This window comes from Chryseobacterium artocarpi, from assembly GCF_001684975.1.
Taxonomy (GTDB): domain Bacteria; phylum Bacteroidota; class Bacteroidia; order Flavobacteriales; family Weeksellaceae; genus Chryseobacterium; species Chryseobacterium artocarpi.
Map to the genome: position 1 here is coordinate 293,115 of NZ_MAYH01000045.1, position 14,204 is coordinate 307,318.

The 14,204-nt window shown below is 36.4% G+C and carries 9 protein-coding genes; 2 read left to right on the top strand and 7 right to left on the bottom strand.

What is annotated here, in order from left to right; all coding sequences use genetic code 11:
• Positions 1-14 precede the first annotated feature (14 nt).
• Both BBI01_RS16190 and BBI01_RS16195 read right to left on the bottom strand, forming a co-directional pair.
• Positions 15-3,074, bottom strand: coding sequence for a TAT-variant-translocated molybdopterin oxidoreductase (locus BBI01_RS16190; RefSeq protein WP_065395682.1), 3,060 nt, complete (start codon positions 3,072-3,074; stop codon positions 15-17).
• Between the two features lie 23 nt (positions 3,075-3,097).
• Positions 3,098-4,462 (bottom strand): c-type cytochrome, encoded by a 1,365-nt coding sequence (locus tag BBI01_RS16195; RefSeq protein WP_065395683.1) that lies wholly within the window; start codon positions 4,460-4,462, stop codon positions 3,098-3,100.
• A gap of 184 nt (positions 4,463-4,646) precedes the next feature.
• Here BBI01_RS16195 and BBI01_RS16200 point away from each other — a divergent pair, with 184 nt between their 5' ends.
• Positions 4,647-5,204, top strand: a complete 558-nt coding sequence (locus BBI01_RS16200; RefSeq protein WP_065395684.1) for an SPOR domain-containing protein — start codon at positions 4,647-4,649, stop codon at positions 5,202-5,204.
• Positions 5,205-5,259: 55 nt separating this feature from the next.
• On the opposite strand, the gene BBI01_RS16205 is transcribed toward BBI01_RS16200, so the two are convergent.
• The 5 genes from BBI01_RS16205 to BBI01_RS16225 form a co-directional block, all read right to left on the bottom strand.
• Entirely contained in the window at positions 5,260-6,537 is a 1,278-nt protein-coding gene (locus tag BBI01_RS16205; RefSeq protein WP_228394025.1) for a DUF6080 domain-containing protein, read from the bottom strand.
• Positions 6,538-6,607: 70 nt separating this feature from the next.
• Positions 6,608-8,149, bottom strand: a complete 1,542-nt coding sequence (locus BBI01_RS16210) for a protein adenylyltransferase SelO (protein WP_065395685.1) — start codon at positions 8,147-8,149, stop codon at positions 6,608-6,610.
• Positions 8,150-8,224: 75 nt separating this feature from the next.
• Positions 8,225-10,603, bottom strand: coding sequence for a transglycosylase domain-containing protein (locus BBI01_RS16215; protein ID WP_065395686.1), 2,379 nt, complete (start codon positions 10,601-10,603; stop codon positions 8,225-8,227).
• Positions 10,604-10,609: 6 nt separating this feature from the next.
• Entirely contained in the window at positions 10,610-11,074 is a 465-nt protein-coding gene (locus BBI01_RS16220; RefSeq protein WP_065395687.1) for a gliding motility lipoprotein GldH, read from the bottom strand.
• Complete coding sequence (locus BBI01_RS16225; protein WP_065395688.1) at positions 11,067-12,476, bottom strand: PSP1 domain-containing protein; 1,410 nt, start codon at positions 12,474-12,476, stop codon at positions 11,067-11,069. Before BBI01_RS16225 ends, BBI01_RS16220 begins: the two co-directional genes overlap by 8 nt.
• A 476-nt stretch (positions 12,477-12,952) precedes the next feature.
• Between BBI01_RS16225 and BBI01_RS16230 the strand changes: the two genes are divergently transcribed.
• Positions 12,953-14,191, top strand: coding sequence for an OmpP1/FadL family transporter (locus BBI01_RS16230; RefSeq protein WP_065395689.1), 1,239 nt, complete (start codon positions 12,953-12,955; stop codon positions 14,189-14,191).
• Positions 14,192-14,204: the final 13 nt, after the last annotated feature.

The following is a 14,204-nucleotide window of genomic DNA, read 5'->3' on the forward strand; positions in this document are numbered from 1 at the left end:
TTATTATTTAAACTTTATTTTTCTACTCTGTTTCTTACTTTAGTATGATAGAACACATTTGGTTTTGTTCCGATCTCCTCTAGTAAATAATATCTTCTGTTAGAGGCATACACCTTTCTAATTGAAGAATCTTTATCATTCATGTCTCCAAATGTCATTGCACCAGTAGAACAAGCTTTAGAACATGCAGTCTGGAATTCTCCATCCTTAACTCTTCTTCCTTCTTTCTTAGCCTCAAGAATAGTATTCTGAGTCATTTGGATACACATTGAACATTTCTCCATTACCCCTCTAGTTCTTACAACTACGTCAGGGTTAAGTACCATTCTTCCTAAATCGTTGTTCATGTTGAAATCGAACTTATCGTTTAGGTTATAAGTAAACCAGTTGAAACGTCTTACTTTGTACGGACAGTTGTTTGCACAATATCTAGTACCGATACATCTGTTGTAAGCCATGTGGTTCTGACCTTGCTTACCGTGTGAAGTAGCCGCTACCGGACATACAGTTTCACATGGAGCGTGGTTACAGTGCTGACACATTACTGGTTGGAAGATTACGTCTGGATTATCAGCCGGGTGGTTCAATGCTCCTCCGTCTCCGAATGCAGTACCATATAATTCAGGTACAGCCATTCCTTCTTTTAATCCTTCGTATACTTCTACTTTCTGTCTTGAAGAATAATAACGGTCAATTCTTAACCAATACATATCTCTAGACATTCTTATTTCTTCTTTACCTACTACAGGAACGTTGTTCTCAGCCTGACAAGCAATAATACATGCTCCACAACCTGTACAAGAGTTCAAGTCAATAGATAAGTTGAAGTGAGGACCGTCAGTATCATCAAATGCATCCCAAAGGTCAATTTTTCTTGCTGGAAGAGCTCCACTGATTGTGTGGTATTCCAAAGGCTTATTCCATCCTTTGTGCTCATCATCGAATGGTACGTTGATGAATTCAGCTAAAGGAACTTCCTTAGCGATTTCGTAACGACCCATTAATGTATTTTGAAGCTGGATACCTGCGAATTCGTGATCTTCTCCTGTTTTCTCGATTTTAACACCTGAAACAGCAAGGTTAGAACCATCGAATAGAGGATAAGCATTTACTCCTGTATCTGCAGTAGCTCCTGAGTTTTTCTTACCATATCCAAGAGCAAGACCTACTGATCCTTCCGCTTGTCCTGGTTGTACGAATACAGGAACATCTTTTATTGTAACTCCATTCACAGTAAGGTTTACGATAGAACCATCTAACTGCATTCTCGCATTAAGATCGTTATCAATACCAAACTTTTCTGCATCTTTTGGAGAAATTGTCAAGTAGTTATCCCAAGCCATTCTAGTGATCGGGTCAGGTAACTCTTGTAACCAAGGGTTGTTTGCCTGAGTTCCGTCTCCCATAGAAGTCTTAGTGTATAATACTAATTCTAAATCAGAAGCTTTGAAATTTCCTAATTCAGCAACAGCCTGAGCAGCGTTTCCTCCTGCATAAGATAATGTTGTTGAGTTAGTAGAAGGGTTAATACCGTTGTATAATGCTTTGTTGAAAGAAGTACCACCTAAAAGAGAAGCAGAGTTCGCTTTTAAATAATCGTAGTAATTGTTTGCAGCATTGTTTTTGCCATTCTTCCAAACCAATAGAGATTCTTCAATCTGTCTTGATTTGTAGATCTTCTGGATCGTAGGCTGCATTAATGAATATACTCCTGTCTGTGGTTCGATATCTCCCCAAGACTCTAACCAGTTAGCTACTGGAATAACAGCCTTAGCTGCTTTGTACATTTCATTTTTCTTATCAGCAACAGCGATTACGTAAGGAACTTTAGATAAAGACTTTTTGAAGTCTTCTCCTTTCGGGTGAGCATAGATAGGGTCTACGTTGTTTGTAACTAGTACACCAACTTGTCCTCCGTTTACCCATCCTAGGAATTCCTGGTATCTAGCACCGTTGAATTCTTTTAGGAAGTTTGCTTTACCAGTGAAAGCAACTGAACCTAATTTTTGGTTAATTAAATGAGCCAAAACTTGTGCTCCTTTAGAACCGTCAGCGAAAACTACAGCTTTGCTGCCTTTTGCTTTCAGTTCATTGGCAATTTCAGTTGCAGTCTTATCAGAAGTACCACCACCTACAATTGCGTTGTAAACTTCAACTAAAGTTTTGTTTACAGCACTTGGTTTTAATCTATATCTTGAGTCAGCGTTAGCACCAGTTAATGACATGTTAGATTCCACTTGGATGTGTCTCAACATGTTTGCTCCTGGTTTTCTAGCTGCTGCATAAGAAGACTCTAAGCTTGAAGCGTTATAGTCTCCTAAGAAATCAGCTTGGAAAGAAACTACCAATTCAGAACCGTTAAGATCATAAACAGGTAATGCTCTTTGTCCGAATACTTCCTGAGCAGCATCTAGTCCTGCAGAGTAAGGGAAAGCATCGAATGTTACTAATTCAGCTGTAGGATATTTTGCTTTGAATTCAGCAAATAACTTTTTGAAAGTTGGTGAAGCAAAAGAGTGTGATAAAACCACAATCTTTTTGCCTGACGCTTTTGCTTCTTCTAAACCTTTAATAACAAAACTGTCTACTTTATCGAAAGTCTCATCTTTACCGTCTAGTTTAGGCTGTTTTACTTTATCATTATCATAAAGAGAAAGTACACTTGCCTGAGCTCTTGCGTTTGTTTTACCTAAATCACCACCAGCTGGGTTTGGCTCAATCTTGATTGGTCTACCTTCACGAGTTTTTACTAAAACACTAGCAAAGTCGAAACCATCAAAATATGTTGAAGCGTAATAATTTGGGATTCCTGGAATAATATCGTGTGGTTTTACCACGTAAGGAATCGTTTTGATTACCGGAGCTTCGCAGGCAGCTAATGTTACTGCTGCTGTAGAGAACCCTAGTAATTTAAGGAAATCTCTTCTTGAAGTACTTGATCCGTTTGTCTCAGCATCTCCAAGGAAATCTTCTACCGGAATTTCTTCCTGAAACTCTTTCTGAGCCAGCTTATTATTTAAAGCTGGATCTTTAAGTTCATGAATACTTCTGAATTGTATTTTGTTTGAAGCCATTTATACTTCTAATTTTTTAGTTATTAATAATGACATTTACCACACTCAAGACCTCCAATTGCATCTACAGTGATCTTACCTCCATCTTGTGGATATTGTTTTTTCAACTTGTCGTGTAGATTCTTGAAGTACTCTTTATTATAACCGTTGTTCATATCAACCTCAGTCGTTCTGTGGCACTCGATACACCATCCCATAGTAAAGTCGTTAGCCATCTGAACAACATTCATTGTATCAATTTTTCCGTGACAAGCTTTACAAACAACATCAATTTTGTTGTTAGGGTTCTTCTTGTTGAAAGAATTGATGATTGCTTGTTCACCAGCAATTACGTGCTGAGAGTGGTTGAAGTAAACGAAGTCTGGCATGTTGTGGATTCTTGTCCATTCAACCGGTTGTGTTTTTCCTGTGTACTGTTGTTTAGCAGGATCCCAACCTGTAGCCGCATAGATCTTCTGGATTTCTCCGTCATAGAATGCCTTGTCTTTTCCTGGCTCCATGTAGTGATCTGCGTTGTATTCAGAAATTGTTCTGTGACAGTTCATACAAACGTTCATAGAAGGGATTTCAGATACCTTTCCGTATTTAGCACTAGAGTGACATAATTGACAGTCAATTTTCTGTTCTCCAGCGTGGATTTTGTGAGAGAAGTAGATAGGCTGCTCAGGCTTATAACCTTTGTAAACCCCGATCCACATTAGCCAGTTCCAAACTCCGTAAGCAGCAAGAATAGCAAGAATAGCTAATAATGCTTTTCCAACGTAGTGGAACTTCTCGTACATTTCACTGAAAGAACGAACTCTAGTCTCGTTAAGACCTGTTAACTCTTCAGATTGACCTAGTTTAACTAATTGTCTTAGTTTTACCAAGATCCATACTAATAGACCAGCAATGGCTAAAAGTGAAATGATAACGATGTTTGTTGTGCTTTTGTCTGCAGGAGCTGCAGTAGCTGAACCTTCACCGGCTGTTGCTTTCGCATCATCTTTCTTTGGTTCTGGTTCTGGTGGATTAGTAGTGAAAGCTAAAATGTCGTCTATATCCTTATCTGTAAGATTTGGAAAGACCTGCATTTCAGTCTTGTTGTACTTTTCAAAAATCTCATTGGCGTATTTATCCCCAGAAGCTCTAAGAGCTTTGTTGTCTTTGATCCACTTGTGAAGCCAATCTTTGTCTACACCACCTTCTGTCTTTACACGTTCTACAACCCCTTTTAATGGAGGTCCAACAACTTGTTTGTCCAGCGCGTGACATGCAGTACAATTCGCTTTGAAAAGTTTCTCTCCGTTTTTAGGATCGCCGTCTTGCCCGTAAAATGAAGCACTGGTTGATAGCAATAAGCCTATTGCGATCAACGTTTTTTTATAATGCTTTCTCCAACTAATCATTTAAATTATCTTATGTTAGTAAATTATTGAACATTCAATCAATTCCGCAAAAATAATATTTTTAACAGAAATTTAACGGCATATCCAAAAGGGAAAATATCATTTACGTTTAATTTGTATTGATTCTAAATAACCTGTTTGGTATAGTTTTTTAATTTGTATAAATTTGCGGAAACAAGTTTAAATGAGAAATTTGATCAAAATATTTTCGATATTATCATTATTTGGTTTTTATAGTATTGAAGCCCAGCAGGTTGTTAAAAAAGATACGCTTTCGGGAACGGAGCTTGTCATGACAATGGATTCTAAAATAAGTGCAGCCTTGGAAGGAATCGAAGGCAAATGTTCTAAGGTGGCTACAAATAATTCCACCAAAGATTATAGCAATAATGATTCTGGAATCTCTTCAGGAGCGATTACCAAACCGCCAAAGATTTATGTACCGAATAGGGAATTGACGAACGCTGAAATCTGTAAGAAAAACCCTAGAATTTTAGGCTATAAAATTCAGATTACAACGGTGAAAAGTAATGAAGAAGCGAACGAAGTGAAGTCTTATTTCAGGAAGAGATTTCCTAACCTGAAAGTAGAAACAGATGCATCTTTAAGACCGAATTATAAAATACTGGCAGGAAGTTATTTCACTAAGCAAAGTGCTTCAGGTGATCTTTCAAGGATCAGAGAATACTTTAAATCTGCAGTTGCTGTACAGTATAGAATTTTCTGTGCTGAAGCAAAATAGAATTATAAAACTTCTATATAAGAAATACAAAAGCTGAGAATTTTCTCAGCTTTTTTTATTGATAGTAGGTTTCTAAAAACCAAAAGAATTCTAACATTCTAGAGATATTATTTGAAAGTAAATAAACGAATAATATACTGACTGTTAAGGTTAAGAATGCGGTTGTTTTTGGTGAAGATCTGTAAGCATAGAATAGCCATCCTATGAGAAGTGGATATACGAAAACAAAGTGTCCGCCATAGATATAAGAAGTATGCAATCCGAACCTCATGATGCAATGAATGATAACGTCTATGAAAAATGAAATGGCAATTATCTGTACCCATTTATTTTTAAAATTCTTTAGATAACTCCAACTTATAAGCAGTAATAGTATGGCTATAAAAACATAAGGAAATACTGATGAATAAAGGTCCATATAAAGGGCTTTAAAGTGAAACCCTTTCATATTATGCTTATCCGAAATGGTGAAGCTTGGGAATAATATATTTCCTCCGAAAAAGAAAGAAATAATCATATCCCAGGTTGGCATAGATTCTACATTGGAAAACTTTTCATACTGTTGATTGGTCTTCGAAAAAATATTCTGATACTTGAAATCGATTCTGTTGAGATAGAGTAATGCGTATATGATGATTGCGATTGATCCTCTTAAAATAACGCTTGCGATTTTCTTCCAATCTTTAAAAAGTCCTTTTTCAAATAGTACAGGAATAAAAACCTTTACAATGTTTGTGACGGTAAGTCCTCCGATTGTAATACTAGCAAGTGATAATGCTGCTGCGGGTGTTTTTTGATCCCTTTTTAGCTTTATGGCAGCGTAGTAATTGTAAAGTGAAAGTAAAAATAGAGTGTAAGTGAAATTTTCAGGAGTAAAAGAAAGAATAATATTTGTTGAAAATATTCCGAAGAATAAAATGATCAAAAGACTGTAAAATAAGGGAAGTCTGATGATGTTTTTTAAGTATTTAAAAATCTGAACAATATTTAACGTAATGATAATATTGCTTAACCATGCTAATGTAAGTCTGAAATTGACATCCATTTTTCCACCTGAGATAAAAAGACATAATTCTCTGATCCAAGTGAAAAAGTAATAGGAGAGTGGATGTCTTTCAAAACTACCTCCGGTCATCAGAATGGATTTATTATCAAAGCTGAAATAGGCATCCCATGGAATTCTACTGTCGAAGATGATTCTGTAATGGATAGCAATATAAGAGCCTAGGATTCCATAACAGGTAATAAAAAAGAGGAAAACAGCTAATTCGGTATAGGAGGATGGAAAAACCAACCTGAAAAAATGAATGAATTTTGTTTTGATAAGAGACACGTGTCAAATTTTTTGCAAAAGTAAAATAAAAAACCACCAAAGTAGGTGGTTTTATTAATATTGTTAATTACTAAGAGCTGCATGAAAGCGTAGAACATCCGGCAGTGTCGTCGTAACCGGAAGGTCTTTTGGTCGAAAAATCAGGGAATAATTCCTTATAAGGGTTCTCAAGTGCCTTAGTTAATTTTTCGAGCATCTCTGTTTTTCCGTTTTCAATTTCTTCAATGCATTCATAAAGAAGGTAATTTCTCAAAGTGAATTTCGGATTGGATCTTTCCATCATTTTTAGAGATTCTTCTCTTGAAATTGTATTTGATTTCAAACGCGTTTCATAGTTTTCAATGAAGTTTTTAAGCTTACTAATATTTTCTTCATTCAAAAAAGTGTAGGAAGCGTTACTGAAATGTTCTTTGATGTCCATGTTTGATGTTAATTTTTCCAATTGATTAAAAAATAAAGTGTAATCAAACTGAAGTTCCTGCATCAGCCCCTGCCAATTGGTGAAAAAGTCTTCATCTTCTTTTTTCAGTTCATCAAAACCGAATTTTCTGCAAAGCATTTTATCATGAGCTTCCCAAAAATAATTGCCATATCGGTTTAAAGTATCTTCTAAGAATTTTTCATCTTTGATTATAGAATGGAGAGCATTGGCGAGCTGCCAAAGATTCCACTGGGAAATCTGCCCTTGTTTTCCAAAGGCATATCTTCTTCCTGGAAGATCGGTAGTGTTTGGGGTGAAATTTAAATCATATTCATCCATCATAGAATAAGGACCGTAGTCGATCGTCAATCCTAAAATTGACATGTTATCGGTATTCATAACACCATGTACAAACCCTACTCTGAACCATTCTACCATAAGGTTGGCAGTTCTCGTACACACATTCTCAAAAAAGTCCTTGTATTTTTGAGTGTCTGTGGAAGTAATTTCAGGAAAATAATTTTCGATGGTAAAATCCAGTAATTCTTCTAAAGTATTATATTCTCTTTGGGCAGACATGAGCTCGAAATGACCGAAACGCAAAAAGCTTTCAGCTGTTCTTATGACTACCGCTCCTTTTTCCAATTGTGGATTTCCGTTATACATGATGTCACGAACGACCTCTTCACCTGTGAATGCAAGGCTTAAAGCTCTTGTTGTGGGAACTCCCAAATGAAACATTGCTTCACTCATCAGATATTCTCTTACTGAAGATCTGAGAACTGCTCTTCCGTCTGCATGTCTTGAATAAGGTGTAGCGCCAGCTCCTTTCCATTGAATTTCTGTTCTTTTTCCAGAATTATTAGTGATCTCTCCTGCTAAAATAGCCCTTCCGTCTCCAAGTTGTCCTGCCCAGTTTCCGAACTGATGTCCCGCATAGGCTGTAGCATAGGTCTGAACGTTTTCAGGAAGATGGTTTCCAACAAGGAAATCAATATCTTTTTCTTCATACCTGCCTAATCCTATTTCTTCTGATAATGCTTCATTAAAAGCTATTAGCTGTGGTTTTTCAAAACCAGCCGGCTTGACTGTGGAGAATAAGACTTTGGGAGTATTTCTCTGCATTGGATTGTTGGAAGTATCCCCTGGAAATATTTTAATGAAAGGCTGTTGGATGCGTTCGATATTCATACATCAAAGGTATTAATTATAAAAGAAAAGACCTTCCAAATTATTGAAAGGTCTTATGTATATCTAAAAGAGAATTTATTTATTAAAGTCTACCTCATCGTTAGAATGAAGGTTTTCATTAATGTTTTCTTCTTTCTTTTCTGTAGGCTTTTTAGGTGTAGGATCTGCTGCTCTTGGGTTTTTGATTTCGTCAATCGTTTGAAGACTTCCGTCATCTCCGTATCCGCCGCCTAATCCTTTAAGATTTGAACAACCATCTTTCCAGTCAGAAGGTTTGACAAACTTATCATCAGGGGTTACTCCCAGAGTCTTGTCTGCCCAAACTTTCTTCATGAAGATTGCCCAGATTGGTAATGCCATTCTTGCACCCTGACCTTCACCGGTTCCAAAGAAGTGAGTTGCTCTGTCTTCCCATCCAACCCAAGCTCCTGTTGCCAGTTTTGGTGTGATTCCCATGAACCAACCATCTGAGTTGTTCTGTGTGGTCCCCGTTTTAGCAGCAATTTCAACTGCTTTTGAGATTCCTCTTCTTCCAAGCTCTCCTGATGCAGTACCATATTGTGCAACACCTTTCATCAATTCAATCATTGTGTAGGCGTACATTGGGTTCATTACTTCTTTAGGTTCTACGTTTACTTCTTTGATAACTCTACCATTGGCATCTTCAATTCTCCAGATCATTTCTGGCTTGTTGTAGTTACCATAGTTTGCGAAAGTACTGTAGGCACCTAGCATCTCATAAATTGTAATATCTGATGAACCTAATGCGATAGTATTGTTTCTAGGGATATCCTCAGTTACTCCTAAATCTCTTGCTGTCTGGATAACAGCATCTACGCCTGTCATTTCAATAAGTCTTGCGGCGATTGGGTTTTGAGAGTGTGCTAATCCATCTTTTAAAGTAAGCATTCCTCCTCTTCCTGGTACGTGCCATCCGTTATGGTCGTAAGTTCCGTTAGAAACTGTAGAACAAGGAGTCATACCTAATTTCATAATTGCTGTTGCATATACGAAAGGTTTGAAGGTAGATCCTACCTGTCTTTTACCTTGTTTAATGTGGTCATACTGGAAGTGTTGCCAGTCAATACCACCTACCCAAGCTTTGATTTCTCCGGTTCCTGGAACCATTGACATTAAACCTGCCTGTGCAATTTGTTTGTGGTATCTGATAGAGTCCCAAGGTGACATTTCCACTTCTTCCTCACCATTCCATGTGAATCTTGAAGTTTTGATTGGTTTTTTGAATTCCATCATAATGGAATCATCAGGCATCCCATCTGCTTTTAACAGCTTGTAACGTCCGGTTCTTTTCATTGCCTGAACCATTACATCCTTGATCTGTTTATCAGTAAGGTAATAGAAAGGTCTGTTCTTTCTTCCTCTTTGTTCAGCATCAAATCTTTTCTGAAGATCAGTTAAATGTTCCTTGATTGCCTCTTCTGCATACTTCTGCATTTTAGAATCAAGAGTAACATATATTTTTAAACCGTCTTTATAAAGATTAAGTTTCTTTCCTGTTTCTTTTTCGTGAGACTCAAGATATTTATCGATCTCTTTTCTAAGATAGAACTTGTAATAAGCGGAATATCCGTCAGTAATGCTTTTAATAGGGTGGAAATCTACTTCAATCGGAGTGTTTGCTGCTTTTTCATAAGTTTCTGCATTGATATATCCGGTTTTCTGCATCTGATCCAATACTACATTTCTTCTTTCCTTTGCTCTTTCAGGATATCTGTAAGGGTTATTTTTTCTTGGGTTTTCAAGCATTGCTACAAAAGTTGCAGCTTCCGGTAATGTAAGCTCAGAAGTTTTCTTATTAAAGTAAACTCTCGATGCCATTTCAATACCATTTGCATTAAATAAGAAGTCGAACTTATTGAAATAAAGAGTGATAATTTCCTCTTTAGTATATCTTTTCTCAAGACTTACCGCTACTACCCATTCTTTTAACTTTTGGAATGCTCTTTCAAATTTATTTTGAGAAGCTGTTCCTGTGAAAAGAAGTTTAGCAAGCTGCTGAGTAATGGTAGATCCTCCACCACGACCACCACCGTAAACAACGGCTCTGGCAACTGAGTATAAGTCAATTCCTGAGTGCTCTTTGAATCGCTCATCTTCTTTAGCCTGAAGGGCATAGATAAGGTAAGGAGGAAGGTCCTTATAAACAATAGGCTGAGTTTTTTCTTTCTCAAATTTACCTAATGTTACCCCGTCTGAAGAAATAATTTCAGAAGCGACAAAGATATCCGGGTTTTCAAGTTCTTTTACATCTGGCATTTCTCCAAGGAATCCCTGAGAAACAGAAAAGAAAAGTCCTGAAACTCCTAAAACTACCGCAATGAGTGCAATCCAAATAAATGAAACCCATTTTTTCCAGGAGGTGTCTTTCTTTTTTTTGGGAGGCAGAGGAAATGTTTTCCCCTTGCTTCCTGCATTTTTTTTGTTTTCTTCCATTTATGGTTACGGTTTAGCCGTTTCTATTTTTATCCCAACATCCTCAATTCCTGGTAAATTATCATTTCTCATCGCTTGTGTAAGCCCGATTTCATATTTTCCTTTACCTGGGAATCTGTAATTTACTTTGTACTGAAACAAAGTTTCCTTCGTATCACCAAAGCCTGTACCAAGCCATTCTCCGTTTGGTTTTGCCAGAACATAATTTAAGGTATCTGTTTCCTTTTTCTTGCTCTGCAGGTTCGTGAAATTTACAATAAACCTTATATTACTGTAAGGATAATCATTGTTATTTCTTACGACAAATATAATATTTTTAGGATTCTGCGGATCTGAAATTTCAAGATTAAATTTCTGTTCACTTTTCTTATTCCACTTATTGTCAACGGAATTCATGATTACATCTTCTCCTGAAGAAGAGTTGCAACTAAAGAAAAGAATAAAGGTCAGTAATCCTAAAAATTTACTCATTTTTATCTTTTTTTGGAGGATATTTCTTTTTAAATTTTTTCTTGTTCGGATTGCTTTGTGGAGCTTTTTCAGCACCATGATTAGCTTCAGATTTTACCTTTTCCACAGGGGCTTTAGGCTGTTGCTGTGGTTTTGGCTGTCTAGGCTGATTTCCCGAATTAGCATTAGGATTTTCGGACTTCTCAGATCTTTGAGTTCTTTCCTGTCTTTCAGGTCTGTTTTTCTTAGGTCCTTGTCCTTGAGGTTGTCCTCCTTGTCCCTGATTGCTATTGTTGGGCTTATTCTGATTGTTTCTGTTTCTGTTGTTTCTGTTTTTCTTTTCAAAACGATCCACATTGTTTTCCTGAATAAGGTCAATGCTTTGAGGTGACGTTTCAGGCTGTTTCAGGTCTTCTAAAGGAAGTGTTTTTTCACCTCTTTTATTTTTTGAAATCAGTTTTTTAACAAGATCAATATCAAAATCGTACCAAGCAATCGAGCTGTCTACGTAGGCAAACCACATTTTCTTTTTAAAGACATCTATTTTGATACAAAATGCTTTTCCTTTTTCTGTTTCCAGAGTGGTAGAAGAAGAAGGGAAATTGCTTAATGCATCCAAATAGCTGTCAAGTTCGTAGTTAAGACAACATTTAAGTTTACCACATTGCCCTGCAAGTTTCTGAGGGTTGATACTTAATTGTTGGTATCTTGCTACATTGGTGTTTACAGATCTGAAGTCTGTAAGCCATGTTGAACAACAAAGTTCACGTCCACAAGACCCGATTCCGCCTACTTTTGCAGCTTCCTGCCTGAACCCGATCTGTTTCATGTCGATCTTCGTTCTGAAGGCTCCGGCGTAATCTTTAATCAGCTGTCTGAAGTCTACTCGGTTATCAGCTGTATAATAAAAAGTAATCTTTGATGAATCTCCCTGATATTCAACATCAGTAACTTTCATTTCAAGACCAATTCTTTGAGCTATTTTTCTAGCCTCCAGCTTTACTGCGTCTTCTTTTTTTCTAACTTCCTGCCATACCTCAAGATCCTTTTGGTTGGCTTGTCTGTATATTTTAAGTGCTAATTCTTCAGAAAATTTCTTCTTTTTCATCTGAATTTTTACTAATTCTCCCGTAAGGCTTACTACGCCTACATCGTGTCCCGGACTAGATTCTACTGTAACTACGCTACCTATATGTAAAGGAATATTATTTACATTCTTATAAAACGATTTTCTGTCATTTTTAAATCTAACTTCTACAAAATCACACCTGTTAGGTGCTGGGTTGTTGATGTTAGAAAGCCAGTCAAAAACACTTAATTTATAACTATTCCCGCAGGTATTTACATTTTCACAACCAGTTGCAGTTTTTTTAGGACCGCAAGAATGTGCAGAATCGCCGGATGTTTTACATCCACAACTCATATTACTATTATTTATAATCTTGCAAATTTATGTAATTTTATCTTTATGCGATTCTAAAATACTTAAATAACCTGAATTCGAATAAAACATTTCTATATTTTAAGGAAAGACAAAAGTTTGAATTTGGTAAAAATCAAGTTGTAAGTACTTTACAGATATATTTACGCTTTGTAATTTTCCATGATTTTTAAATCTCTATTAGATAAATCGATCATTTATAATTTCCATTAAGAGTGATATTAAGGTTTCAGGAAAATATTAACACTATTTTGTTAAACTCTAGTTTAATATTAAACAGGTGAGTATTATTTATTATACTTCTTGATTAAATGTCTATTATATATTATTTTACATCTTATTATGTTTAGAATGTTATTTTAAACATAGTTTTCTTTTGGCATATTGTTTAAAATATTAGGAAATATTAACAGACGTATTCAAAATAATTTTATATTTGGATTATATAATAATAGTCTATGAAAAAAATATTAGTATCAACTGCTTTATTGGCGGGCGTTCTATCTTACGCAGGAGGCTTCAGAGTTTCCCTGCAAGGGGTAAAACAATTGGCAATGGCGCATACTAGTGCTCATGCCGAAGATGCAAGTGTGACATTCTTCAACCCAGCAGGTATGTCATTTATCCCTACAAAGCTGAGCGTAGTAGCTGGAGGGTTTGGTGCAGGTAATAAAGTTACTTTTCAAAACTTAAATACCTTACAGAGTACAGAGACGGACAATCCAATAGGAACCCCAATCTATGCAGCGATTACTTATAAACCAATAGAAAATCTTTCCGTAGGTTTTAGTTTTTCAACTCCTTTTGGAAGTACAATTAAATGGCCTGAAAACTGGGAAGGTAAAGAGCTTGTACAGAAAATGGAACTGAAGAGTTACTACTTCCAACCAATGGTTTCTGTGAAACTTGCAGATTGGGTGTCTTTCGGGGCGAGCTATATCTATGCAAGAGGAAAGGTAGACTGGGATAAGGCTGTTACACAATTTAGCGGGCAAGTGAATATCAATGATGAAAAAGCAACCGGACATGGATATGGATTTGGTTTCTATTTTAGACCTGATCCAAAATTAGATGTGAGTATTGCATACCGTTCAGCAATTGATATGAAAGCTAAGAACGGAACGGCTACATTCAAATTCCCAACGCAATCCCCTTATTCTTTATTAAAGTTAAACGCTGCAGGACAGGATGCTTTCACGGCAACCCTTCCATTAGTTGAAGAATATACAATTGGTTTAACGTATAAAATTACTCCAAAATGGTCAGTATCAGCAGACTTTAACTATCACGGATGGGAAAGATACAGTAAGCTTACTTTAGATTTTGCAAATGCACCTATTGGAAACCAACCTTCAGATCCTACGGTTCTTGTAAATCCTAAGAATTTTAAAAATTCCAAAACATTCAGATTGGGTACTCAGTATGCATTCTCTAATATAATCTATGGACGTTTAGGAGCTTATTATGATGAAGCACCTTATACTACAGACAATTTTATTCCGGAAACACCTTCATTTGATACGTTTGTACTTACAGGTGGGGTAGGATTTAAGTTGAAACAATTCGGAATTGATGTAGCAGGAGGATATGCAATGCCTAAGTCCAGAGATGTGAACAATGCTAATATTGGATTCTATGGACAGGCTAAGGCAACAGCATTTTACTTTGGTCTAGGTTTATCTTATAACCCTTTTTAAATTAAAAGAAAGA